A 24161-nucleotide genomic window follows, 5' to 3' on the forward strand; every position below is an offset into this window, starting at 1 on the left:
ACTAAAGCTAGGACGTTGCTATACATTTGCCAGGAAAAACTGACAAATTGCGCACTATATGAGAAGGAATAGTCCGAAACCGACCGCCGCTGACCAGAGCAGCATCGGGATTGACCATAAATGGAAGCGCCACCAGATGCGGCGATCGTTGGCCATCCGCAGGGCGATGAGGTTGGCCAGCGAGCCAGGCAGCAGCCCAAAGCCGCCGACGTTGACCGCCCACGCCAGCAGTACCGTTGGGGGAACATAGTTAAGCAGCAAAATGGTGGACGGCACGTTACTGATCACTTGCGAGAGACCAATCGCCGTCAGCCATAATCCCGGCTGTGACAGACCGCTGACGCTATGGAGAACGTTCTGCAATACAGGGAGCTGGATCAGGAGATGGACGTCAATAAACATCGCCATAAACACCAGCAGCAGCGTCCAGTCAACGCTCACCAGCACCCGCCGGGCGAGGAACAGGAAGCCGCACGCCACCAGCAGCGCGCCCGCCAGCGCCTGGTTTAACTCCAGCGCGATAAGGAAAACGATATACAGCCCCAGGCAGCTCCAGACGAGACGCGGCTGCCACTGGGGGCCGGTTGTACCGCTGTGGTACTGCAACGATTTATTCGGGAAAGCAAACCAGCCCACCGCCAGCAGCGACGCCACGATCGCCAGCGCCAGCGGCGCCATCTGCCCGGTAAACGCGGTAAACGACAGGCCGGAGCGTCCCCACAGCAGAATGTTCTGCGGGTTACCGATAGGCGTGAGCAGCGAGCCCGCATTGACGGCCAGCGCTTCAAAGATAATCAGACGGGTAACCGGTATTTCGCACAGCTTACGCAGCGTGAGCGTAAGCGGCACCACGATAAAAAGCGCCACGTCATTAGTGAGAAACGTCGACAACAGCGCCGCCGAAAAGACCATAAACAGGGCCAGCTTGCGCTCGGTGGCGAAGCGGCGCACCATTTTGCGCCCCAGCACGTCAAAATAGCCGCTCAGCTCCACGCCTTTGGTGAGCATCATCAAACCGCTCAGAGTAATAATGGTGCGCCAGTCTATGGCCGCCGGCCAGGTGTGCGGCGTGAAGGGCACAAAGACGCTGAGCCCAACGCCAGTGATCAGTAAAAGATGGAAAAAGCGATCGCGTCTCAGGGCCTGCAAGCCGGGGATGTTCATTCAGCGGAGGGACCGTATTTGAGCGTAAACTCGCGGAACTTCAACAGCGTCTCTTCACTGACGTGGTGTTCCATACCTTCGGCATCCCGACGGGCAATTTCCGGGCTGACGCCCAGCACCAGTAAAAAATTCTCGACGATCTGGTGTCGCTCGCGGCTCTCCTGCGCCAGCTTCTCGCCCTCAGCGGTGAGAAACACCCCGCGCCAGGGGATCATTTCGATCAGCCCGACCGACGCCAGACGTTTTAACATTTTGGCAACGGTTGGCTGCGATACCCCCAGGCGTGCGGCCATATCCACCTGGCGCGCTTCTCCAACCTCACGGATCAGATCAGAGATCAGTTCGACATAATCATCAATCAGCTCCCGGCGGTGCGCCTCACGCACCTGGCGGAAGCCTTCCACATGCTCTTCAACGTTCACCAGTTGCGTCGTTTTTTTTGTTGTTGGCTTACCTGCGCGACGGTTCATTGTGCTTCCTCAATGGGGTTGACGCTTCCAGCGCCCTGTAACGGAGCGCACATTGTAAACCATAGCTCTACAAGCACAAAAAATTAACGAATTAGCCATAGCTATACAATATAGCCTGTGCTATATCTGTATGTAATGCAGTCACCCTTCACGGATCGAAGGGATCATGAATCAGGAGGTCTTATGAATGAATTCAAGAGGTGTATGAACGTGTTTACCCACTCTCCTTTTAAAGTGCGCCTGATGCTGTTGAACATGCTGTGCGATATGTTTAACGCCAAACCGCAGCAGGACGACAATTCTTCCCACTAAGCGGCGTCGCGGTACGCCGCTTCATTTTCCCGTCACACTTACGTTGTAAACTGGCCTGTTCCCGATTATTTTTGCGGATTTGCAGCCCCCTTCGCAAAACATCTGTTTAGCAACTGTTGACCTTAATTCACGCTCGCACTATCTTCTTGCAGCCCTGCACAATTTGCGGCTCGCTGAAGCGGACCTCTCATTCCCTTTCCACGCACTGTCCGGCAGGCTTTGACCCTTGACGCCAGGGTGAGCACATGGCGTTTTCGTGATAGTGATCTATGAACGTAACCCTGATTGATACACTTGTTACCCGCAGCCGGGCCTTAAGCCCGTGGACGGGATTCTATTTTTTGCAATCGCTGTTGATTAACTTTGCTCTTGGCTACCCCTTTAGCCTGCTTTATGCCGTCGGATTCACCTGTATTCTTCACCTGCTCTGGCGAAGCGCACCGCGCGTGCAGAAAGTGCTTATCGGGATCTGTTCTCTGATTGCTGCCGCCTATTTCCCGTTTGGCCAGGCCTATGGCGCGCCGAACTTTAATACTCTGCTGGCGCTCCACTCCACCAATATGGAAGAGTCCACAGAGATCCTGACGATCTTTCCGTGGTACAACTACGTGGTTGGCCTTTTCATTTTTGCCCTCGGCGTGATTGCGGTTCGTCGTAAGCCCGTCGGGAAAAAGGCATGGGGTAAAATTGAAAGCCTGTGCCTGGCCTTTAGCGTGGTGACGTTTTTTGTTGCACCGGTACAAAATCTGGCCTGGGGCGGCGTGTTTAAGCTTAAAGATACCGGGTATCCGGTGTTTCGCTTCGTCAAAGACGTGGTGGTGAATAACGAGGAAGTGCTCGACGAGCAGGCGCGTATGGCCGAGCTTTCCACCATGAAAGATACCTGGAACGTGCTGGCGGTGAAACCGAAGTATCACACTTACGTGGTGGTGATCGGGGAAAGCGCGCGTCGCGATGCGCTCGGCGCGTTTGGCGGTCACTGGGATAACACGCCGTTTGCCAGCTCCGTTAACGGTACGCTGTTTACCGACTACGTGGCGGCCAGCGGCTCGACGCAGAAATCACTCGGTCTGACGCTCAACCGCGTGGTGGATGGAAAACCGCAGTTTCAGGATAATTTTGTCACCCTGGCCAACCGGGCAGGTTTTCAGACATGGTGGTTCTCTAACCAGGGACAGATCGGCGAGTATGATACCGCCATCGCCAGCATCGCGAAGCGTGCCGACGAGGTACAGTTCCTGAAAAGCGGTGATTTCGAAGCCGATAAAAACACAAAAGATGAAGCGTTGCTAAAAATGACGGCGCAGGTCTTTGCTACTCAGCGCACCCAGCCGCAGCTGATTGTCCTGCACCTGATGGGGTCACACCCGCAGGCATGCGATCGTACCGGGGGAAAATATGCGGAGTTTGTGCAATCCAAAGAGACCTCGTGTTATCTCTACACCATGACGCAAACCGACGATCTGCTCAGCAAGCTGTACGCACAGCTGCGCAACAGCGGCGACAGCTTCTCGATGGTCTATTTCTCTGACCACGGTCTGGCATTTAAGGAGCGCGGTAAACAGGTGCAGTATCTGGCACACGATGACAAGTTCCAGCAAAACTTCCAGGTACCGTTTATGGTGCTGTCGAGTGATGACAAAACGCATCGCATCATCAAAGCGCGCCGTTCCGCGAACGATTTCCTGAAATTCTTCTCTCAGTGGACGGGGATTAAGGCGAAAGAGATAAAAAATGATTACCCGTTTATCTCCGGGAAGAAGGGCCCGCCAGTTTACATTACCAACTTTAAGTTACAGAAAGTCGACTATACCCATCTTGGGACGGATATTTTCGATATTAAGAGTAAGTAATTTCTGCCGTTTCGTGCGGGCTGATGCCCTCACCCTGGCCCTCTCCCACGGGGAGAGGGTACAAACAAAAAAAATCCGCCACATTGGGCGGATTTTTTACTGGCTCACCGAAGTGATTAGAAGCGGTAACCTACGCCCGCGATCCAGGTGCCAACGTCAACGTTGCGGATACGGCTCTGCTCATAGGAGAAGTCCAGAGCAACGTTTTCGATTGGGTTGAACTGCATACCTGCGCCATAGGAGAAACCATAGTCGCTGTTGCTTGCAGTACGGTTCAGACCCTGGTTTTCGGTCTGCTGGAATTTACCGTAGCCAACACCTACAACACCGTAGATGCTTGCCCAGTCATTCAGGCGGTAAGCAGGACCCGCGGTGATGCCGTAGTACTGACCTTTATTGTAAGAGCCATTTTCAGTACGATCTTTCTCGGTGTAAGTGAAAGAACCGATCACACCCAGCGGGTTGTTGTCTTGCTCGTAACGGTACTTCAGGTTGAAACCGTTGGTTTTGTTCATCACGCCCTGCATATCGCTCTGAGCGTAACCACCGGTTACAGTAGAAGTTGCCGCTACAGCGGTACCTGCGGAAACAGCCAGAACAGCTGCCAGTGCTGAAAGACATGCAATTTTTTTCATAACCACCTCAAATGTGCTTCAAGTAAGTCCGTAAGTTTTAAATATATCAAAAAATTCTGTGAAACTCTTTGTCATTCACGATGTCTAATGCGACCTTTCCTGTAACAGAACATTTCCAGCACCAGCTATCTCGTTCAAATAACTCCAGATTTTCACCTGTAAATGCTAATAGTGCGCGTCATCGCCATTTAGTTCATCCAGATTATTCCTAATCTTTCAGGCGATAAAATCATCAACGTTTTCTCATTTTACGGATTTTCCCTGGATTTTTTTCAACAGTAGCTCAACCGTTGCAGCTTATTTCCATTACACTGCGACTTTTACCTCATTTGACATAAATTGACAGGAGAAAGGATGCCAGGTTTACCTCGTAAATCGTCGGTCTGGATGCCGGTGGCAGTCATACTTATCGCGATGATGTCCATACAAAGCGGCGCGTCGCTGGCAAAATCGCTGTTTCCGCTGGTTGGTGCGCCCGGCGTCACGGCGCTGCGTATCGCATTAGGCACCCTGATCCTCGTGGTTGTTTTTAAACCCTGGCGGCTACGGTTTAAAAAGGAGCAGCGACTGCCACTGCTTTTTTATGGGCTGGCGCTGGGAGGGATGAACTACATGTTCTATCTCTCTATTCAGACGATCCCGCTGGGGATCGCGGTCGCGCTTGAATTTACCGGCCCGCTGGCGGTTGCCCTCTTCTCTTCTCGTCGTCCGGTAGACTTTATCTGGGTCGTACTGGCCGTGCTGGGGCTATGGTTCCTGCTGCCGCTCGGGCAAAGCGTTTCACAAATCGATCTGACAGGGGCAGCTCTGGCGCTGGGCGCGGGGGCATGCTGGGCGGTGTATATTCTCACTGGCCAGCGTGCGGGGGAAGAGCACGGCCCCGCGACGGTCGCCTTAGGCTCGCTGATTGCCGCCGTTATCTTTGTCCCGATTGGAATGGCACAAGCGACAGACTCAATATGGCAGTGGTCAATCCTGCCGGTTGGGCTGGCGGTTGCCATTCTCTCCACGGCGCTGCCCTACTCTCTGGAGATGATCGCCCTGACGCGCCTGCCCACACGCATTTTTGGTACGCTCATGAGCATGGAGCCCGCGCTGGCCGCCATCTCAGGAATGATTTTCCTCGGTGAAACCCTGACCCTGGTACAAACGCTGGCGCTCTGTTCCATTATCGCGGCGTCTATGGGCTCCACCCTGACCATGCGTCCGGAACCTAAAGTGGAAAAAATAGACCTCAACTAAGCCTTAAATTCTGCATGGCTAACCCGCCATGCAGAATATACGCCACGTCAGTAGCTCAAATAATTTCTTACAAACTCTCTCATATTGCCAAAATATTTCACCTGCTCGCCTTCCGGGAAAGCGAATTAAGATTGATCTGTATCAATTAAAATAAACCACTTACTTTTCAAATAGTTGATAATACAACCTTCCTTTCGCTATTAAACCGATAGGCAGAGCCAAACCGCAGAGAAAAAATCCGGTGCTATACTTAGTCCCGTAATTACCTGGGACACAAACATCAAGAGGATATGAGATTATGAGTACCGCTAAACTGGTGAAAACGAAAGCGTCTAATCTGCTTTATACCCGTAACGATGTATCGGATAGCGATAAAAAAGCGACCATCGAGTTGCTGAATCGCCAGGTGGTCCAGTTCATCGATCTTTCGCTGATCACCAAACAGGCCCACTGGAATATGCGCGGTGCAAACTTTATTGCCGTTCATGAAATGCTGGATGGCTTCCGCACAGCACTGGTGACTCACCTGGATACCATGGCCGAACGCGCTGTACAGCTGGGTGGCGTGGCACTGGGTACAACACAGGTGATCAACAGCAAAACGCCACTGAAAAGCTATCCGCTGGATATCCATACCGTTCAGGATCACCTGAAAGAGCTGGCGGATCGTTATGCGATTGTGGCGAATGATGTTCGTAAAGCGATTGGCGAAGCCAAAGATGAAGATACCGCTGATATCTTCACTGCCGCATCACGCGACCTGGATCAGTTCCTGTGGTTCATTGAGTCCAACATCGAATAATCCCTGCGGATTGTCCGAATAACCCTCGCCCCTGGCGGGGGTTTTGCACATTTATGGTGCGCACTTTTGCCCGCAACGGCCGCAAAAGTGAATAAAATGTAATAATCACCTCACACAACCGTTAACGGAAGATTGTTTTTTCGTCAGATTCTGCGCTAAATATCCCCCTGTCAGAAGACCTTAACGAAGCGCACCAAAACGGTGCTCCATTCTGGTGCAACCTGGCAGAATTGCCACGCTTTTTGTGCAATGCGTGACATCATCCCCTTTGCAAAACAACAGCTTGTAAAATTGGCACGATTTTTTCATTGTGCCTGAGGTTCTCGCAGGGGATCGCCCCGTGGATATAAAAGGAAATGCTATGAAGTCTGTATTAAAAGTTTCACTGGCTGCACTTACCCTGGCGTTTGCGGTGTCCTCGCAGGCTGCCGACAAACTGGTTGTGGCGACTGACACGGCGTTCGTACCGTTTGAATTCAAACAGGGTGATAAATACGTTGGTTTTGACGTGGATCTGTGGGCCGCTGTCGCAAAAGAACTCAAACTGGATTACACCCTGAAGCCAATGGATTTCAGCGGCATTATCCCGGCACTGCAAACCAAAAACGTTGACCTGGCACTGGCAGGCATCACCATTACCGAAGAGCGTAAAAAAGCCATCGACTTCTCTGACGGCTACTACAAAAGCGGCCTGCTGGTGATGGTGAAAGCGGATAACAACGACGTGAAAAGCGTGAAAGATCTCGACGGTAAAGTGGTCGCCGTGAAGAGCGGCACCGGCTCCGTTGATTACGCGAAAGCCAACATCAAAACCAAAGACCTGCGTCAGTTCCCGAACATCGACAACGCTTACATGGAACTGGGCACCAACCGCGCTGACGCGGTGCTGCACGACACGCCTAACATCCTTTACTTCATCAAAACCGCCGGTAATGGCAAGTTCAAAGCGGTAGGTGATTCCCTGGAAGCTCAGCAGTACGGTATTGCGTTCCCGAAAGGCAGCGACGACCTGCGTAACAAAGTTAACGGCGCGCTGAAAACCCTGAAAGAGAACGGCACCTATAACGAAATCTACAAAAAATGGTTCGGTACCGAGCCTAAATAATTTCACCTGACTTCAGGTTTGTAACGCCCGGTGGCGCTTCCGCTTACCGGGCCTACGTTTTTTGTTTTTCACCACGGTATACAGGAATACATCATGCAGTTTGACTGGAGCGCCATCTGGCCTGCCATTCCTCTCTTGCTTGAAGGCGCTAAAATGACCCTGTGGATTTCGGTCCTCGGTCTGGTTGGCGGGTTGATTATCGGTCTGGTGGCCGGTTTCGCCCGCACCTACGGCGGCTGGATTGCAAACCACATCGCACTGGTTTTCATCGAAGTGATCCGCGGCACCCCCATTGTGGTGCAGGTCATGTTCATCTACTTCGCCCTGCCGATGGCCTTCACCGACCTGCGCATCGACCCGTTCAGCGCCGCCGTTGTCACCATCATGATCAACTCCGGCGCCTACATTGCGGAAATTACCCGCGGTGCGGTGCTGTCGATTCATAAAGGCTTCAGCGAAGCCGGCCTGGCGTTAGGTCTTTCCCGTCGCGAAACCATTCGTCACGTGATCCTGCCATTGGCGCTGCGCCGCATGCTGCCGCCGCTGGGTAACCAGTGGATCATCAGCATTAAAGACACCTCGCTGTTTATTGTTATCGGCGTGGCCGAACTGACCCGTCAGGGCCAGGAGATCATCGCGGGTAACTTCCGCGCTCTGGAAATCTGGAGTGCGGTCGCCGTTGTCTATCTGATTATCACGCTTGTCCTGAGCTTTGTTCTGCGTCGTCTTGAAAGAAGGATGAAAATCCTGTGATTGAATTTAAAAACGTTTCCAAGCACTTTGGCCCAACCCAGGTGCTGCACAATATCGATTTGAACATCAGGCAGGGCGAAGTGGTGGTGATCATCGGGCCGTCCGGTTCCGGTAAATCCACCCTGCTGCGCTGCATTAACAAGCTTGAGGAGATCACCAGCGGCGATTTGATCGTCGATGGTCTGAAGGTTAACGATCCGAAAGTGGACGAGCGCCTGATCCGCCAGGAAGCGGGCATGGTGTTCCAGCAGTTCTACCTGTTCCCGCACCTCACGGCGCTGGAAAACGTGATGTTTGGTCCTCTGCGCGTGCGCGGGGCCAGCAAAGCGGCAGCGGAAGCGCTGGCAAGAGATCTGCTGGCGAAGGTTGGTCTGGCGGAGCGTGCCCACCACTATCCTTCCGAGCTGTCCGGCGGCCAGCAGCAGCGCGTGGCCATTGCCCGTGCGCTGGCGGTGAAGCCAAAGATGATGCTGTTCGATGAGCCAACGTCGGCACTCGACCCGGAGCTGCGTCACGAAGTGCTGAAAGTTATGCAGGATCTGGCGGAAGAAGGCATGACGATGGTGATCGTTACCCACGAAATCGGCTTTGCCGAAAAGGTGGCGTCCCGTCTGATCTTCATTGATAAGGGCCGTATCGCGGAGGACGGGAATCCGCAGGCGCTGATTGCGAACCCACCAAGCCAGCGCCTCCAGGAGTTCCTGCAACACGTCTCCTGATAGCCACACCCAGAGCCGGGCATGCCCGGCTTTTTTACGCCGGATTGTTCCCAAAAACTCCCCTCCGCTCCCCGCGCTCTATACTTATCATTTTGCACGATATTTTTGTCGGAGGACGCCGTGCCGTGGATCCTGTTGCTACTGTTTAGCCTGTTTAGCGCGCCATCACTTGCTGTAACCCTTCCCGGCGTTACCACCGGAGCCACCGCCACCCAGCAAAATGCGCCGCCAGAGCCAGACGCTGAAAAGAAAAAAGCCGCCTACGGCGCGCTGGCCGACGTGCTTGAGAACGACACGTCCCGACAGGAGCTGATCGATCAGCTGAGGAAAGTGGCCGCCACGCCGCCTCAGGATCCGGTTCCTGCTATTGCGCCGCCGGAAGCCGAAGAAGAAAAAACGGTGCTGGAAAACGTCACCGACATCAGTCGCCGCTACGGGGAAGCCCTGTCGTCGCGTTTTGCCCAGCTCTATCGCAACCTGGTTGGCACCTCACATAAGCCTTTTAATCCTCACACCTTTTCCGCAGCCGCCACCCAGTTTGCTATTCTGGCCGGCGCCGTCTTCATTTTTTACTGGCTGTTGCGCCTGTCTGTCTGGCCGCTTTACCGGAAAATGGGCCAGTGGGGACGCAAAAAGAATCAGCATAAAAGCAGCTGGCTGCATCTTCCGGCAATGATTACCGGGGCGTTTGTCATCGATTTACTGCTGCTGGCCCTGACGCTGTTTGTCGGCCAGATGCTGGCCGACCGACTTAATACCGGAAACAAAACCATCGCGTTTCAGCAGGGACTGTTCCTCAATGCCTTTGCCCTGATTGAGTTCTTTAAAGCCCTCCTGCGGTTGATCTTCTGCCCGCGCGTGCCGGACCTTCGCCCCTTCGCCATTTCGGATCAGAGCGCCAAATACTGGGCGGTGCGGCTCAGCGTGCTGAGCGGGTTGATCGGTTATGGCCTGCTGGTTGCCGTGCCGATTATTTCCAACCAGGTTAACGTGCAGTTCGGGGCGCTGGCGAACGTGCTGATCATGCTGTGCATTACCGTCTGGGCGCTGTACCTCATCTTCCACAATAAAAAAGCGATCACCGACAGCCTGCTGCACCTGGCCGATCGCTCCCTCTCCTTTTTCAGCCTCTTTATTCGCGCCTTTGCGCTGGTGTGGCACTGGCTGGCCAGCGCCTATTTTATTGTGCTCTGTTTCTTCTCCCTGTTCGATCCGGGCAATAGCCTGAAATTTATGATGGGGGCGACGTTCAAAAGCCTGGCGATTATCGGCATTGCGGCCTTTGTCTCTGGCCTGCTCTCCCGCTGGCTGTCGAAAACGATCACCCTGTCGCCGCAGGTTCAGCGTAACTACCCGGAACTGCAAAAGCGGGTAAATGGCTGGATGACGGTATCCCTGAAGGTGGCGCGTATTCTGACGGTCTGCCTGGCAATTATGCTGCTGCTGAACGCGTGGGGTCTGTTTGATTTCTGGAACTGGCTGCATAACGGCGCGGGGGAAAAGACCGTTGATATTCTTATTCGTATCGCGCTGATCTTGTTCTTCTCCGCCGTCGGCTGGACGCTGCTGGCAAGCCTTATCGAAAACCGTCTGGTGTCGGATGTCCACGGCAGGCCGCTGCCGAGCGCCCGCGCCCGCACGCTGCTGACTCTGTGCCGCAACGCGCTGGCGGTGATCATCAGCACCATCACCATCATGATTGTGCTGTCGGAAATCGGCGTGAATATCGCCCCGCTGCTGGCGGGTGCCGGTGCGCTGGGGCTGGCGATCTCCTTTGGTTCGCAGACGCTGGTGAAGGATATTATCACCGGCGTTTTTATCCAGTTCGAGAACGGGATGAACACCGGGGATCTGGTGACCATCGGACCGCTCACCGGCACGGTGGAGAGGATGTCCATTCGCTCCGTCGGCGTACGTCAGGATACCGGCGCGTACCACATTATTCCGTGGTCATCGATCACCACCTTTGCCAACTTTGTGCGCGGCATTGGTTCGGTGGTGGCGAATTATGATGTCGATCGTCATGAGGATGCAGATAAGGCGAAGCAGGCGCTGCGGGATGCGGTGAGCGAACTGATGGAGATGGAGGATATTCGCGGGCTGGTGATTGGTGAACCGTCGTTCGCGGGTATCGTCGGGCTGACGAACACTGCCTTTACCCTGCGCGTGTCGTTCACCACCCAGCCCCTTAAGCAGTGGACGGTGCGCTTCGCCCTCGACAGCATGGTGAAAAAACACTTCGATCTGGCGAACGTGAGAGCGCCGGTGCAGACGTATCAGGTATTGTCGCCGCCCGCTTCGCCGCTGCCTCCGCAGGAGCCGACGCTGTAACCGAGCCGGGTGGCGGCTTCGCCTTACCCGGCCTGCGATGGGGGGCTATTTGCGGCGTTTGTTATCGTCCATAAAGGTCCAGGCGATAAAGCGGCTCTGCTTCTGGCCCTGCGCCATCTCTTTTTTGACTACCTTCACCGCGCCGACGTCGGTCAGCGCGCGGTAAAGCGGCGGCAGGTTATCGCCGCGGGAGACCAGCGTGGTAAACCATTTCACCTGACGACCGAAGCCCTTACTCTCGGCAATCATGCGCAGAATAAATGCCACTTCCCCGCCCTCGCACCATAGCTCCTGCTGCTGGCCGCCAAAGTTCAGCGCGCCGTCTTCAGCCTGGCCCAGGTTACGCCGCTTGCGTTCACTTCCCGCACGTGCGGAGGCGGCGGAGTCGTGGAAGGGCGGGTTGCACAGGGTGGCATCATATTGTTCGTTCTTGTGAATAATGCCGTTGAAAATAGCAGCGGGATCCTTTTGACGACGCAAACGAACGGCCCGGCTTAACCCTGGGTTAGCGTTGATAATGGCCTGTGCGCTGGCAAAGGCCTCGGCGCCGATCTCGCTGCCGGTAAACCGCCACTGGTACTCATGTGCGCCTATCAGGGGGTAGATCAGGTTCGCGCCCGTACCGATATCAAGCACGGTGGCCTGTTTCGGCACCACGCCGCCATTATCATCCGCCAGCAGATCGGCAAGATGATGGACATAATCCGCACGTCCTGGCACCGGTGGGCAGAGAAAGCCATCCGGGATGTCCCAGTGCGTAACGCCATAAAAATGGGCCAGCAGCGCTTTGTTCAGCGTCTTAACCGCCAGCGGATCGGCAAAGTTTACCGACGGTTCACCGGCTGGTGTCTGAACAATAAAATCCTGCAATTCCGGGCAGCTCAGGCACAGGGCTTTCATGTCGTAGCGGCTACGGTGGCGGTTACGCGGGTGCAATCCCGGCTTTTGGGAAGTCATGGCATTCTCCTTTAGACAGCCGCGTAAGATACCCTGTGACGGCGCGGGGGTAAATATCTGTCTGCGCTGCACAAAAAACCGACGAAAATCAGCAACCTGTATGTCTATGATCTGTCAGCAAATTGTCAGAATTTATCGTTCAAAAAATAAGCAGATCATCATCAAATTTTTGCGCTAAATCACGTGCGTCAGGCTTCTAAACTTAAGAGGAATCACCTGTTGTTTCCCTGAGGATGTGATTATGAAAAAGTATCTGACCTTTATTATTGCGGGTGCGCTGGCAGGCGCATCGTTCTCAGCCTGGTCCGTTCAACCTCTGACCGACAGCAACGACACCAGCCAGCTACGTGCGGCCGGGACGGTCTCTGTCAGCCGGGCAAGCAACCTTGATGACCTTCAGGACAAGCTGGCCGAAAAAGCGCGTCAGGAAGGGGCTAAAGGCTTCGTGGTGAACGCCGCCGGTGGCGATAACCATATGTACGGCACCGCGACTATCTATAAATAACGCCCTCTTTTCCCACACTGCATCTGCAAGGCAGATGCAGTTCTCATTTCCTTCCTTCGCCTTGACTGTGCGTTTTTTAACCCCATATTAAGATGAATGGCTTAAACAGATCAGGAGAACATGATGGCTTCCGGCTGGGCGAATGACGACGCCGTTAACGAACAGATCAACAGTACCATTGAAGATGCGGTCGCGCGTGCTCGCGGTGAAATTCCGCGCGGCGAAAGTTTGACGGAATGCGAAGAGTGCGGGGATCCGATTCCTGAAGCACGGCGTAAAGCCATTCCTGGCGTACGGCTATGCATTGCCTGTCAGCAGGAGAAAGATTCAAAAAATGCGGCACATTCAGGATATAATCGTAGAGGATCGAAAGACAGCCAGTTACGTTGACTTTCCTTTACCGAAGTTAACCGCGCCAGCCGTTTACTTTACGCTCACGACTTTTAGCGAAACGCGTAGCAAAACGTGCCCTTCCGATGGCTTCTGTAAAGCGCATCCCCAAGAAATGTCAATTGCGCTTCTGAATTTATTAATAATCAATAAGTTATTTGTCATTCAATTTTTTTGAGTAACCACGTCAATTCTCTTCGATTTTATCTTCCACTAAAAACCGTGATACTTATCACATCGACGGAACATCGTCCCCTTAACAGAATAACCTGCGAGAATTGACCTATGAAAACCATCAAATATGCTGTTGCCGCTGTTGCCCTGTCCGCTCTGTCTTTCGGCGCTTTCGCCGTAGAGCCAGTCTCCTCTACTCAGGCACAGGATCTGAATAAAATCGGGGTGGTGAGTGCTGAAGGCGCGACCACGCTGGACGGTCTGGAAGCCAAACTGGCGGAAAAAGCTGCCGCTGCCGGCGCAAGTGGATACACCATCACCTCCACTAACGGTAATAACAAACTGAGCGGTACTGCGGTTATCTACAAGTAATCGAACGAATTATGCTCCACCCTCACCCTACCCTCTGGTGAGATGCTCCAACCCTCATTGACCCTGTTGTTGTTACCCTTGTTTGCCCGTCCGCCACTGGACGGGCTTTTTTTTGCTTAAAACGACTGCGCCACGCGCTGCAACCCGGCGTCCACGGACGCCACTTCCCCTGCCGCCAGCAGACAGCAGGCCATTTGCAGCTTGATAGACTGCGGAACCGGCACCTTTCCGGCCAGACACTGTACGATCCAGTGCGCGGTGACTTGCGGATCTTTCGACTCAGGCAGGATCACATCGCTGTTCTCTTCCTCACGTTCGAGCACGACCCGCGTCCCGGCAGGCTCAATTAGCATCAGCTGTGGACAACGCTGCGGGTTGGCGTAAACCTCCCCTTCAGTCCCGTGCATCAGCAGCGCTCGCCCGCCGATTTCGGCAAAGAATTGACCGACCCGCGTCACGTACTCCGGATGGGAGACGCTGGAAAGACGCAGCGCGGCGTCTTCGGCAAACGGCGTCGCCAGCTTCGCCAGGGTATGGGCGCTGTTACGTACCCCCATGCGCCAGCGCATGCCCAGCTGCTTTTCCAGCGGCGGGCAGAGCGCGCGCACGGGAATATAGACCGGCTGGTTCCCCTCCAGCTTTGCCTGCGCCTGGCCAGCATGGAGAGTGGGTTCGATGCCTAAAAATTCCAGAATGGTTTCTGTCAGCACGCGCGTCGGATCTTCGCTCACGCCATGCACCACCACCGGGAAACCGAGTTTCTGCAACAGAATAGCCAGCAGCGGCGTGAGGTTTGCCTGCTTACGCGCGCCATTGTAGGTCGGGATCACAATCGGCATCGGCTTCGTGACGGGCGGGGTTAAACGCATCGTCTGCGACTGCATGGCCTCATAAAAACCGCGCATCTCCGCCTCACCTTCCCCTTTGATGCGCAGCGCAATCAGAATGCCGCCCATTTCCAGATCCGGCACGTCGCCATTCAGCATATGCGTGTACAACGCACGGGCCGTTTCCTGATCCAGATCGCGAGCATGGTTTTTCCCACGCCCTACCTCTTTGATAATTTTGCGGTAATCCACGACATTTCTCCTGACAGCATCATCTTGTTAACAATATAGCCCGATGAACACGCACCCGATAGTGTTTTGTGATCATTATCAACCTGCTGTTTTCAGGTAAAAAAATAAACTCAAGCACTATTTGCATTATTTGTGATTGGAACTAAAGATTCGTACCTGCCCTTTTTTTGATTAAATAAACATCGGAAAGTTATTAAGGGTCAACGGTAAAAACGTCCAGGCAACGTTTTTGCCAGTAACACATTGGGATTTACTATGAACAAGGTTGCATTAGGGTTGTTTATCGCCACAACGGTGGGATGTTCTGCATCCGCATTTGCGGCAACCAACGGTGAAGGGCAGATTAATTTCACCGGAGAAATTATCGATTCTGCTTGCCAGGTCGTGAATGGATTAAGTAATCCATTAGATGTTCAGTTAGGAAAAGTATCTAAAACGGTATTTACCGGCGCAGGCTCTACCAGCACACTCACGAAGTTTGATATTAAGTTAACCAATTGTCCGGAAACCGTAACCTCGGCTGCGATTAACTTCGGTGGTACCCCGGATGCGGATAATAATGCCACGCTGGCATTAACGCCCGATACCGATGCGGCTACTGGTGTAGCTATTCAGCTAATGGACGCTTCCGGGCAGCCTGTCACTCTGTATACCCCTTCGAAGCAATATCCTTTAGCCTCCGGAACGGAGGTTAACGACCTGGAGTTCGGTGCGCGTTATATTCAAACTCAGGCGGCAGTTACTGCGGGCCCTGCTAACTCTGTATCGACCTTCACCGTTATTTATAACTGATCTTATCAATCCTGAGATATTAATGCTCTTGCGGGCATTAATATCTCATCTTTTTATTGAGAAATCTTTATGCGCCACGGTTATTTACTGAGCACTCTTTTACTGGTAGCAGCCTCGGCACAGGCGGGTGTCGTGATCAATGGCACCCGTCTGGTCTATCAGGGAGATAAAAAGGAATCATCTCTTGGTCTTTCAAACCCAGATACCACGGATTATCTGGTGCAGTCCTGGGTCGATTCCGGCGGTAAAAACCTGGCCAAAGCCCCGTTCCTGATCACCCCGCCGCTTTTCCGACTGGATGCGAAAGAAGATAACGTACTACGCGTAGTGCGTACGGGAGGAAATTTACCGCAAGACAGGGAATCTCTGTACTGGCTGAATATTAAAGCGATCCCTTCCTCAAAGCAGGTTGAAGGCGTAAATACGCTGCAAATTGCCATTAACACCCGAATTAAATTGCTGTATCGCCCGTCAGCGGTAAAAGGCAAACCAGAAGATATGGCCGATAAACTTGAATGGCATCGCGAAGGGAATGATTTAGTGGTAAATAATCCCACGCCTTTCTATATGAATTTTCAGGCCGTCACCCTGAATGGTCAGAAAATCACGAAAGCCACCTGGGCTGTGCCGAAAACTGAAACGCATTTTGCTTTACCTGGCAATGTCGGAGGCTCGACCGTCGTGTATTCCATTATTACGGATTACGGCAGCATCAGCCAGACATGGTCTAAACCCGTTCATTAGTAATATTGCCCGGTAATAAAATCATCATGTACAGCCATAAAAAGCCGTTCACCTGCCGCTTTTCGTCATTGCTGATGACTTTTTGTTGCCTGGCAATGGCGATCTTTGCGCAGCAGGTTTTGGCTGATGATTATTTTAACCCTGCCCTGCTGGACATTGATAACCCGCAGCAGGAAAAGACCGATCTGTCTGTCTATGAAAAAGGTCCCGGTCAGGCGCCAGGTAAATATCAGGTCGCGGTATTTATCAATAACAATAAAATTGATACCCGTGACGTGACCTTTAACGTAGTTAAAGATCCGCAGGGCACCAGCACGCTTCAGCCTTGTTTTACACTGGACGAATTAAAGAGCCTCGGGATCAAAACGCAAAAATATCCGCAGCTGAGGGCAGAAGGTCAATGCGCCGATCTACACGCCATCCCTTCGGCATCCGCGACCTTTCGCGTGCGCAATCAGCAGCTGCTGCTGAGCATTCCGCAAAAGGCGCTCGGACAGGTGCCACGCGGTTACATCGACCCGAAAGAGTTTGACGAAGGGATCAACGCGGGCCTGCTTAATTACAGCGTCAACGCCAGCCAGAGCCATGCGCGCCAGCAGGGTGAAGAGGATAGCAGCAGCCAGTACGTTAACCTGCGTCCCGGCTTCAACCTCGGGGCATGGCGCGTTCGTAACTACTCCACCTGGAATCGCAGCACCACGGGCCACGAGGAGGAACAGAAATTCACCTCCGTTTATACCTATGCGCAACGCGATATTGTGGCAATGAAAAGTGACGTGACGGTGGGCCAAAGCACCTCACCTTCCGACGTTTTTGACAGCGTCCCCTACACCGGCGTGGAGCTGAAATCCGACAACGACATGCTGCCGGACAGCGAAAAAGGCTATGCCCCTATTATTCGCGGCACCGCCCACAGTAACGCGCTGGTGATGGTCCGCCAGAACGGGTACGTGATTTATCAGAACACGGTCGCGCCGGGCGCATTCGAAATTAACGACCTCTACCCCACCGGCAGCAGCGGCGACCTCCAGGTCACGGTGAAAGAAACTGACGGCAGCGAAAGTCATTTCGTGGTGCCGTTTGCCTCCGTGCCGGTATTGCAGCGTGAAAAAAACCTGCGCTACAGCGTAACCGCCGGGCGTTATCGCTCTTATGACAAAGACGTTGAAAAGACCCCGTTTGCCCAGGGAAGCGCCATCTACGGTTTACCTCACGGCTTCACGGCCTACGGCGGCGTGCAGCAGAGCAGCCACTATCAGTCCCAGGCGCTCGGCGCCGGGAAAAACATGGGCGATCTCGGGGCGTTCTCCATTGACGTGACCCGCGCCAGAGCCCTGCTGAAAAAACAGCAGACCAGCAAGGGCCAGTCGTGGCGCGTACGCTACAGCAAAGATTTCGCCGGTTCAGGCACCAACTTTTCGCTTGCGGGCTATCGCTATAACAGCAAGGGGTTTTATACCCTGGACGACACTATGGAGTCGTATACCCGCGCCGACGACTGGTCTGCTCCCCAGCAGCGCCGCGCCCGTACAGAAGCCACCATTGACCAGACGCTGCCAGAAGGTTGGGGGTCGGTGACGCTGAGCATGGTGAAGGAAACTTACTGGAGCCAGAGCCAGAACATGACCTCCTTGAGCGTCAGCTACAACAACAGCTGGCACGGCGTGAGCTACAGCCTCAGCTACAGCATGAACAAAAACACCCACGACAGCGATGAAGACGGTAATGAGGTAACAAACGACAACCAGTTCTCGCTGAGCGTTTCGGTTCCGCTGGATCGCTGGATGCATAACACCTGGGCCACGTACAACCTGAACAACACCAAAGATGGCACCACGCAGAACATCGGTCTTAACGGTACGGCCCTGAAAGAAGACAACCTGAACTGGAATATCCAGGAAGGGCTCAGCAGCACCGGCAGCGGTAACTCCACCAGCATCAACGCCGATTACAAAGCGACCTACGGCGAAGTGAGCGCAGGCGTCAGTCAGGATAAGTATCAGCAGACCCTGAACGTCGGTTTGCAGGGCGGCGTGGTGGCCCACGCTAACGGGGTAACCCTGAGCCAGCCGCTCGGTGAAACCATCGCGCTGGTGAAAGCGCCAGGTACGCACGGCACCCATATCACCAACCAGACAGGCGTGGAGACTGACTTCCGCGGCTATACCGTCGTGCCGTTCGTGACCGCGTATCGCCATAACACCATCGCACTGGATACCGAAACGCTGCCGGAGGATGCCGACGTCACCCACGCGGCGCAGATCGTGACGCCAACCCGCGGGGCCGTGGTGCGCGCCAGCTTTACTACCCGCGTGGGTAATCGCGTCCTGATGACGCTTACACAAAATGGTAAACCGCTGCCCTTCGGCGCAACGGTCACCACCGGGGATAAGGACAGCGAATTTATTGTCGGAAATGACGGCCAGACTTACCTCTCGGGTCTTCCACAGCAAGGGCATCTCAACGTTTCCTGGGGAAAGGAGGCGAGCGAGCACTGCGTCGCTGACTATGCGCTAACGGATGAGAAAGAGAAAACCAGCATCATTAACGCTGCCGCGCAGTGTCATTGATTACCGTTCAGGCTAACGATTATGCAAATGATTAAACAGTGCTTTTTCTTACTGGTTCTGGGAACCGCCGCGTTATTTATGCCGCATGCGAAGGCGACCTGCACCACGCCGGATCTGCCCAAAATGATTAACGTGGCCTCCATCTCTGTCCCCACGACGCTGGCCGTTGGCGCAACTATCCCGGGTACAGAGCAAAGCGTTCATGTTGCCGGGCACTGCGATCAGAGTATCGACAGCGGTCTGGAAATTGTTTCCTGCTACTACGGCACCGGCGCGGAAATTCCTGGGCTCAGGGGCGTTTATGATTCCGGCGTACCGGGAATTGGGGTCGCACTAATGAACGATCAGGGTCAGCGAATCAGCGGAGCCGGCGGAGTACAGTGCGATTCACGCGGAACGCCTGTTGCCTATGTTTCTACTGATGGCACACAGTCGTTCAACTTTGACGTCACGCTTGAACTGGTCAAAACAAGCGACGCCGTGACCTCCGGCACGCTGGTGCAGTCTCAGACCGAATTCGGCATTGGCGTTTTTGGCCATGAAGGGATCGGCAGCCCTAATCATATTGCGTATGCAGGTAACGTCATTTTGCATCAGGTCACCTGCTCTGTTTCGCCAAAAAATCTCACCGTTAATTTGGGCGATTTTCCCGTCAGTGATTTTATGAGCGTGGGGTTTTTATCCAGCCCCGCTCAGACGTTTAATATCACCGTTAACTGTGACACAACCGTTCAGCCTGAGCTAAAAATCACCAGTGCTAACGGGTACGAAACGGCATTTGAGGGAGTGATCAAACTGACGAAGCAGACGGGCATGGCAAGGGGCGTCGGGGTAAGAATGCTGTTTGATGACCATATCGCGACCTTTGACTCCTACGTCAACACCCAAAGCCAGGCCGTTGCCAATGAAACGCTGGATATCCCCTTTCAGGTTCGCTACGAGCAGACCAGCGATGTGGTGACGCCCGGCCCCGCCAACACCGTAGCAACCATCACTCTCGCCTATAAGTGACAAACATGAAAAAGACAATCGCGTTTCTGGCGGTGGGCTTACTGGCCCAGGCTCACGCAGACGACATTCAGATCCAGATGACGGGAAATATTTACGCCAATACCTGCGTCATTGACAGCGCCAGCCGCAACCTGACGGTGGACTTAGGCCAGGCGGTGTCGGGCAGTTTTAGAGACGTGGGGGATACCGGCGAGTGGAAAGACTTTTCCCTGTCAGTATCGCACTGCCCAGCCACGCTGGCGCTTGCCACGGCCTTTTTCTATGGCCAGGCAGACAGCGTGCATCCGACCAAATTTGCCAATATCGGTAGCGCAAAGGGACTGGCGCTGGAGCTGGCAGACCGACAGGACAAAATACTGATTGCCCCGCAGGCCGCCTTTAACGCCGCCATCAATCCGAGCGACCACACGGCAACCTTTCCTCTGTCCGCACGCTACTACGCCACCTCAATGCCCGTCACTGCCGGGACGTTCAGCAGCGTGATTCAGGTGACATTCACTTACCAGTAGGACCGCGCCTCTTTGCACGGATGCTTTTTGTACGCCCGGCAGAGGGTTTTGCCGGGCGTTTTTTTACCTCCGGCACTTCTGGCTGCTCAATCGGGAAGATCGGCAGCGCATTCAGCAGCCGCTGGCCATAGTTTTTGGTGAGCAGACGTTTGTCATAAATCACCACCTCGCCCCAGCATCCGTGGCTACGGATCAGGCGCCCGACCTGCTGGATCAGGTTAAACGACGCCGCAGGCAGGCTTTGCACTTCAAACGGATAACGGTTAAGGCTTTTCAGCCATTCGCCTTCGGTGATCACCACCGGGCTGTCGATGGGCGGGAAGGCAATTTTATGGATATGCACCTGCGTCAGGTAGTCGCCTTTTAAATCCAGCCCTTCCGCAAAGGACTGTAGCCCCACCAGCACGCTACGCTCGCCGTTATCAATGCGTTTACGGTGCGTTTCCACCAGCCGATAGCGCGGCTGATCGCCCTGCACCAGCAGGAGTAAGCGCAGATCGGTGACGTGCTCCAGGAAGCGTTGCATCGCGCGGCCGCTGGCAAACAGCACCAGCATACCGGGGTATTTTTTACTCTCAACCTGCTCGCGGAAGTAGGCCGCCATTTCCGCAATATGCTGCTCTTCGTTATCGATAAGCGGCTCATAGTTCATGCGCGGGATCACCAGCTTGCCCTGCTCACAGTGGTTGAACGGCGAGTCCAGGGCCACAAAACGGTCCCCCGCTTTCTCTTTCAGGCCGCTCATTTCCTGCAACCTTGAGAAGCTGTTCAGTGAACGCAGGGTTGCCGACGTCACTACCACGTGCGGCACGCTGCGCCAGATCAGCTTTTCCAGCTGATCGGCCACGCGGATGCCCACGCAGTGGAAGAACAGATGTACCTGTCCGTCTCGCACTTCGCGGGTGGCCCACTTTGTCACTGGCGCCCCGGACGCCTGCGCCATCGAGGCCAGCCGCCAGAGTTTGCTCTGCGCCTCAAACATGCCCAGCGCGCGGTTCATTTGCAGCAGAATGCGGTGCAAGCGCACCACGTCATGGGTACCGGTTTTCTCGCTGAGATCGTTTAAGAACATCTCCGCCAGCCCGCGCAGCTTTTCAAGGTGCTTCGCCAGCTGCTGGCAAATCTCCATCACTTCCTGTGGCAACTCCCCCATCGCAAAGCGGTGTTCCGCTTCCTGGGTGGCGGGAAGATACAGGTCAAGGATGTTATTCAGCGAGGCGATGAGGCCGTACACCTCTTCACAGTGCTCGCTCAACCGCTCCGGGACCGCCAGCGGCGGCGTGGTTTTCGGGCGGAACTGCTCCATGCAGGTTGCCACCAGCTTGCAGAACAGATCGAGTTGCAGGCGAAACCACGGGGCGGTAATTTCCGCACTCATCTCCAGCGCATCCCGCGCCACGTCGGGCAGATGATGACCTTCATCCAGCACCAGCAGCAGGTTTTTGGGCTCCGGCAGGACCGCTTCACTCTCCAGGGCAGCCATCACCAGCGCATGGTTGGCGACAACCACCTCCGCTTCCTGAATCTCACGCCGGGCGACAAAGAACGGGCACTCGCGATAGTAATGACAGTTGCGATTCAGGCAGCTCGCTTTATCGGTGCTGAGCCTGCGCCACAGGTCGTCGCCGATCGCCTGGCTGGTGTGATCCCGCAGGCCGTCCCACCTGTAGCCGTCGAGATCGGCCTTTAGCTTTGCGCACTGCTCCTGCTCCGCCTTGTTGTTTGGCGTCAGCTCGTCATCAAGAAACGCGAGCAGATCCTGCTGGGAGGGTTCACTGCTGGCCAGCGCCGCCAGATTGCGCGGGCAGACGTAACGCCCGCGACCAAAGGCGGCGGTGAAGCGTAAATCCGGGATAATTTTGCGCAGCAGCGGCAAATCTTTGCTGAAGATCTGATCCTGCAAGGCCACGTTAGCGGTACTGACCACCAGCGTTTTGTCTTCTTCCCGCGCGATGGCAATGCCGGGAATGAGATACGACAGGGTTTTCCCGACGCCGGTCGGGGCTTCAATCGCCAGATGTCGTCCGTCGTCCCCGGCGAGCGTTTTTGCCACGTCGGCAATCATCTGCCGCTGCGGGGCTCGGGGGATAAAGTCGGGGATCTGCTGTTGTAGCGCCTTATACCATGCGCCAATTTGCGCCTTGAGCGCAGCGGTTAAAGCCATCGGAAAACCTGAAATACTGTATAAACAGCCACTATTGTGGCACTTTCTCTCCGCTGCCGCAAAAAGAAAAGCCCGGCTTTACGACCGGGCTTCCAGATTACTGCGGGTTAGCAGGTTTACGCGGGCGGCGTCGGCGCTGCCCCTCGCCTGCCGGTTTCCCTTCGCCGCTACGCCACGGGTTTTCACCGGCTGGTTTGCTGTCGTTATTACGACGCGGCGGTTTGCCCGAAGATTTCGGCGCGCCACCTTCGGCACGACGCGGCTGCTGACCGCGACCGCCGCCGCCCTGACCGCGACCGCCGCCCTGACGACCGTTCTGAATTGGCTCGGCTTTGATCGACGGATCCACTTCATAACCCGGGGTCTCAATGCGCGGGATCTCTTTCTTCAGCAGGCGTTCGATGTCGCGCAGCAGCTTGTGTTCATCCACGCAGACCAGAGAGAGCGCTTCCCCGGTTGCCGCCGCACGGCCGGTACGGCCGATACGGTGCACGTAGTCTTCCGGCACGTTTGGCAGCTCGTAGTTCACCACGTGCGGCAGCTCTTCAATGTCCAGGCCACGGGCGGCGATGTCGGTTGCCACCAGCACACGTATGTCGCCGGATTTAAAATCAGCCAGCGCGCGGGTACGCGCACCCTGACTCTTGTTGCCGTGGATCGCCGCGCTGCGAATACCGTCTTTATTGAGCTGTTCCGCCAGGTGGTTAGCGCCGTGCTTGGTGCGGGTAAAGACCAGTACCTGCTGCCAGTTGCCCTGGCCGATCATCTGGGAGAGCAGTTCCCGCTTGCGCTTCTTATCCACAAAGTGCACGTGCTGCGTCACCTGCTCGGAGGCGGTATTGCGGCGCGCGACTTCCACTTCCAGCGGGTTATGCAGCAGCTTTTCCGCCAGTGCCTTGATCTCGTCGGAGAAGGTTGCCGAGAAGAGCAGGTTCTGACGACGCGTCGGCAGCTTCGCCAGCACGCGGCGAATGTCGTGGATGAAGCCCATATCCAGCATACGGTCGGCTTCGTCCAGCACCAGAATTTCGATGTTATCGAGCTTCACCGCGTTCTGGTGTTCCAGATCCAGCAGACGCCCCGGCGTTGCCACCAGCACGTCCACGCCGCCGCGCAGCTTCATCATCTGCGGGTTAATGCTTACCCCGCCGAAAACCACCAGCGAACGAATGTTGAGATAGCGGCTGTACTCACGCACGTTCTCGCCAATCTGGGCCGCCAGCTCACGGGTTGGGGTAAGGATCAGCGCACGCACCGGACGACGGCCTTTGGCGTGCGGCTGGTTTTTTACCAGCAGCTCTAACAGCGGCAGGGTAAAGCCCGCGGTCTTACCGGTACCGGTCTGCGCGCTTGCCATCAGGTCACGGCCCTGCAAAACAGCCGGAATAGCCTGCTGCTGGATAGGGGTTGGCTCAACGTAGCCCTGCTCTGCGATGGCGCGCAGAATTTCCGGGTTCAGACCAAGGGAATCAAAAGACATAAAAACTCCGAACCGCCCCGACCATCAC

At 54.9% G+C, this 24161-nt stretch carries 23 protein-coding genes; 16 read left to right on the top strand and 7 right to left on the bottom strand.

The genetic code is table 11. The features are described 5' to 3' along the window. Window positions 1-54 precede the first annotated feature (54 nt). Window positions 55-1164 (bottom strand): anion transporter, encoded by a 1110-nt coding sequence (locus SK54_RS16565; RefSeq protein WP_048247626.1) that lies wholly within the window; start codon window positions 1162-1164, stop codon window positions 55-57. Then, a complete protein-coding gene (gene mntR / locus SK54_RS16570; RefSeq protein WP_015571059.1) occupies window positions 1161-1634 on the bottom strand; it encodes a manganese-binding transcriptional regulator MntR in 474 nt (157 codons plus the stop codon). Before mntR ends, SK54_RS16565 begins: the two co-directional genes overlap by 4 nt. A 183-nt stretch (window positions 1635-1817) precedes the next feature. Between mntR and mntS the strand changes: the two genes are divergently transcribed. Next, on the top strand, window positions 1818-1946 hold the full coding sequence (gene mntS, locus SK54_RS16575) for a manganase accumulation protein MntS (RefSeq protein ID WP_017384915.1): 129 nt from the start codon (window positions 1818-1820) through the stop codon (window positions 1944-1946). Between the two features lie 269 nt (window positions 1947-2215). Continuing rightward, entirely contained in the window at window positions 2216-3799 is a 1584-nt protein-coding gene (locus SK54_RS16580; protein WP_048247628.1) for a phosphoethanolamine transferase, read from the top strand. A gap of 116 nt (window positions 3800-3915) precedes the next feature. On the opposite strand, the gene ompX is transcribed toward SK54_RS16580, so the two are convergent. Then, window positions 3916-4434 (bottom strand): outer membrane protein OmpX, encoded by a 519-nt coding sequence (gene ompX / locus SK54_RS16585; RefSeq protein WP_003858450.1) that lies wholly within the window; start codon window positions 4432-4434, stop codon window positions 3916-3918. Between the two features lie 354 nt (window positions 4435-4788). On the opposite strand from ompX, the gene rhtA reads away from it, so the two are divergent. From rhtA to ybiO, 6 genes are all read left to right on the top strand, one after another. Beyond that, window positions 4789-5676, top strand: a complete 888-nt coding sequence (gene rhtA / locus SK54_RS16590; RefSeq protein WP_017384917.1) for a threonine/homoserine exporter RhtA — start codon at window positions 4789-4791, stop codon at window positions 5674-5676. A 298-nt stretch (window positions 5677-5974) separates the two neighbouring features. Then, window positions 5975-6478 (top strand): DNA starvation/stationary phase protection protein Dps, encoded by a 504-nt coding sequence (gene dps, locus SK54_RS16595; RefSeq protein ID WP_000100801.1) that lies wholly within the window; start codon window positions 5975-5977, stop codon window positions 6476-6478. 361 nt (window positions 6479-6839) lie between these two features. After that, entirely contained in the window at window positions 6840-7583 is a 744-nt protein-coding gene (gene glnH, locus SK54_RS16600) for a glutamine ABC transporter substrate-binding protein GlnH (protein ID WP_003858455.1), read from the top strand. Window positions 7584-7676: 93 nt separating this feature from the next. Next, the gene (gene glnP, locus SK54_RS16605; protein ID WP_003858462.1) at window positions 7677-8336 is read left to right on the top strand and encodes a glutamine ABC transporter permease GlnP; all 660 of its coding nucleotides are present in this window, start codon (window positions 7677-7679) and stop codon (window positions 8334-8336) included. Further along, window positions 8333-9055, top strand: a complete 723-nt coding sequence (gene glnQ / locus SK54_RS16610) for a glutamine ABC transporter ATP-binding protein GlnQ (RefSeq protein ID WP_023296158.1) — start codon at window positions 8333-8335, stop codon at window positions 9053-9055. Before glnP ends, glnQ begins: the two co-directional genes overlap by 4 nt. A 120-nt stretch (window positions 9056-9175) precedes the next feature. After that, complete coding sequence (ybiO, locus tag SK54_RS16615; protein ID WP_048247630.1) at window positions 9176-11386, top strand: mechanosensitive channel protein; 2211 nt, start codon at window positions 9176-9178, stop codon at window positions 11384-11386. Window positions 11387-11431: 45 nt separating this feature from the next. Here the strand turns inward: ybiO and rlmF are convergent, their stop codons facing one another. Further along, window positions 11432-12343: a 23S rRNA (adenine(1618)-N(6))-methyltransferase RlmF gene (rlmF, locus tag SK54_RS16620; protein WP_017384919.1), complete on the bottom strand. Its 912-nt coding sequence runs from the start codon at window positions 12341-12343 to the stop codon at window positions 11432-11434. Between the two features lie 241 nt (window positions 12344-12584). On the opposite strand from rlmF, the gene mcbA reads away from it, so the two are divergent. From mcbA to ybiJ, 3 genes are all read left to right on the top strand, one after another. Next, a complete protein-coding gene (mcbA, locus tag SK54_RS16630; RefSeq protein ID WP_003858470.1) occupies window positions 12585-12848 on the top strand; it encodes a DUF1471 family periplasmic protein McbA in 264 nt (87 codons plus the stop codon). Between the two features lie 123 nt (window positions 12849-12971). Next, entirely contained in the window at window positions 12972-13238 is a 267-nt protein-coding gene (locus SK54_RS16635) for a DksA/TraR family C4-type zinc finger protein (RefSeq protein ID WP_017693765.1), read from the top strand. Window positions 13239-13523: 285 nt separating this feature from the next. Continuing rightward, a complete protein-coding gene (ybiJ, locus tag SK54_RS16640; protein WP_003858474.1) occupies window positions 13524-13784 on the top strand; it encodes a DUF1471 family protein YbiJ in 261 nt (86 codons plus the stop codon). 116 nt (window positions 13785-13900) lie between these two features. Here ybiJ and ybiB read toward each other — a convergent pair whose 3' ends face one another. Then, window positions 13901-14863 (bottom strand): DNA-binding protein YbiB, encoded by a 963-nt coding sequence (ybiB, locus tag SK54_RS16645; RefSeq protein ID WP_048247632.1) that lies wholly within the window; start codon window positions 14861-14863, stop codon window positions 13901-13903. A gap of 255 nt (window positions 14864-15118) precedes the next feature. Here ybiB and SK54_RS16650 point away from each other — a divergent pair, with 255 nt between their 5' ends. The 5 genes from SK54_RS16650 to SK54_RS16670 all read left to right on the top strand — a co-directional run bounded on the left by SK54_RS16650 (window position 15119) and on the right by SK54_RS16670 (window position 20489). Beyond that, window positions 15119-15655, top strand: coding sequence for a fimbrial protein (locus SK54_RS16650; protein ID WP_023303332.1), 537 nt, complete (start codon window positions 15119-15121; stop codon window positions 15653-15655). 69 nt (window positions 15656-15724) lie between these two features. Beyond that, a complete protein-coding gene (locus SK54_RS16655; RefSeq protein ID WP_045334448.1) occupies window positions 15725-16399 on the top strand; it encodes a fimbrial biogenesis chaperone in 675 nt (224 codons plus the stop codon). Window positions 16400-16425: 26 nt separating this feature from the next. Beyond that, window positions 16426-18969: a fimbria/pilus outer membrane usher protein gene (locus SK54_RS16660; RefSeq protein ID WP_148110098.1), complete on the top strand. Its 2544-nt coding sequence runs from the start codon at window positions 16426-16428 to the stop codon at window positions 18967-18969. A gap of 21 nt (window positions 18970-18990) precedes the next feature. Beyond that, the gene (locus SK54_RS16665) at window positions 18991-19980 is read left to right on the top strand and encodes a fimbrial protein (protein ID WP_017384925.1); all 990 of its coding nucleotides are present in this window, start codon (window positions 18991-18993) and stop codon (window positions 19978-19980) included. Window positions 19981-19985: 5 nt separating this feature from the next. After that, window positions 19986-20489, top strand: coding sequence for a fimbrial protein (locus SK54_RS16670; RefSeq protein ID WP_015571072.1), 504 nt, complete (start codon window positions 19986-19988; stop codon window positions 20487-20489). Here SK54_RS16670 and dinG read toward each other — a convergent pair. Together dinG and rhlE are read right to left on the bottom strand one after the other, a co-directional pair. After that, window positions 20476-22653, bottom strand: a complete 2178-nt coding sequence (gene dinG, locus SK54_RS16675) for an ATP-dependent DNA helicase DinG (protein WP_017693770.1) — start codon at window positions 22651-22653, stop codon at window positions 20476-20478. The genes SK54_RS16670 and dinG overlap by 14 nt on opposite strands. A 97-nt stretch (window positions 22654-22750) precedes the next feature. Then, complete coding sequence (gene rhlE, locus SK54_RS16680) at window positions 22751-24133, bottom strand: ATP-dependent RNA helicase RhlE (RefSeq protein ID WP_017693771.1); 1383 nt, start codon at window positions 24131-24133, stop codon at window positions 22751-22753. Window positions 24134-24161: the final 28 nt, after the last annotated feature.

It is taken from the genome of Enterobacter sp. MGH120 (assembly GCF_001037725.1).
GTDB classification, from domain to species: Bacteria; Pseudomonadota; Gammaproteobacteria; order Enterobacterales; family Enterobacteriaceae; genus Enterobacter; species Enterobacter hormaechei_C.

What these genes read in the sequence shown, in the direction of transcription:
- SK54_RS16565 (WP_048247626.1), bottom strand. Translation starts at nt 1,164, where the DNA reads ATGAACATCCCCGGCTTGCAGGCCCTGAGACGCGATCGCTTTTTCCAT.
- mntR (WP_015571059.1), bottom strand. Translation starts at nt 1,634, where the DNA reads ATGAACCGTCGCGCAGGTAAGCCAACAACAAAAAAAACGACGCAACTG.
- mntS (WP_017384915.1), top strand. Translation starts at nt 1,818, where the DNA reads ATGAATGAATTCAAGAGGTGTATGAACGTGTTTACCCACTCTCCTTTT.
- SK54_RS16580 (WP_048247628.1), top strand. Translation starts at nt 2,216, where the DNA reads ATGAACGTAACCCTGATTGATACACTTGTTACCCGCAGCCGGGCCTTA.
- ompX (WP_003858450.1), bottom strand. Translation starts at nt 4,434, where the DNA reads ATGAAAAAAATTGCATGTCTTTCAGCACTGGCAGCTGTTCTGGCTGTT.
- rhtA (WP_017384917.1), top strand. Translation starts at nt 4,789, where the DNA reads ATGCCAGGTTTACCTCGTAAATCGTCGGTCTGGATGCCGGTGGCAGTC.
- dps (WP_000100801.1), top strand. Translation starts at nt 5,975, where the DNA reads ATGAGTACCGCTAAACTGGTGAAAACGAAAGCGTCTAATCTGCTTTAT.
- glnH (WP_003858455.1), top strand. Translation starts at nt 6,840, where the DNA reads ATGAAGTCTGTATTAAAAGTTTCACTGGCTGCACTTACCCTGGCGTTT.
- glnP (WP_003858462.1), top strand. Translation starts at nt 7,677, where the DNA reads ATGCAGTTTGACTGGAGCGCCATCTGGCCTGCCATTCCTCTCTTGCTT.
- rlmF (WP_017384919.1), bottom strand. Translation starts at nt 12,343, where the DNA reads ATGACTTCCCAAAAGCCGGGATTGCACCCGCGTAACCGCCACCGTAGC.
- mcbA (WP_003858470.1), top strand. Translation starts at nt 12,585, where the DNA reads ATGAAAAAGTATCTGACCTTTATTATTGCGGGTGCGCTGGCAGGCGCA.
- SK54_RS16635 (WP_017693765.1), top strand. Translation starts at nt 12,972, where the DNA reads ATGGCTTCCGGCTGGGCGAATGACGACGCCGTTAACGAACAGATCAAC.
- ybiJ (WP_003858474.1), top strand. Translation starts at nt 13,524, where the DNA reads ATGAAAACCATCAAATATGCTGTTGCCGCTGTTGCCCTGTCCGCTCTG.
- SK54_RS16650 (WP_023303332.1), top strand. Translation starts at nt 15,119, where the DNA reads ATGAACAAGGTTGCATTAGGGTTGTTTATCGCCACAACGGTGGGATGT.
- SK54_RS16655 (WP_045334448.1), top strand. Translation starts at nt 15,725, where the DNA reads ATGCGCCACGGTTATTTACTGAGCACTCTTTTACTGGTAGCAGCCTCG.
- SK54_RS16660 (WP_148110098.1), top strand. Translation starts at nt 16,426, where the DNA reads ATGTACAGCCATAAAAAGCCGTTCACCTGCCGCTTTTCGTCATTGCTG.
- SK54_RS16665 (WP_017384925.1), top strand. Translation starts at nt 18,991, where the DNA reads ATGCAAATGATTAAACAGTGCTTTTTCTTACTGGTTCTGGGAACCGCC.
- SK54_RS16670 (WP_015571072.1), top strand. Translation starts at nt 19,986, where the DNA reads ATGAAAAAGACAATCGCGTTTCTGGCGGTGGGCTTACTGGCCCAGGCT.
- dinG (WP_017693770.1), bottom strand. Translation starts at nt 22,653, where the DNA reads ATGGCTTTAACCGCTGCGCTCAAGGCGCAAATTGGCGCATGGTATAAG.
- rhlE (WP_017693771.1), bottom strand. Translation starts at nt 24,133, where the DNA reads ATGTCTTTTGATTCCCTTGGTCTGAACCCGGAAATTCTGCGCGCCATC.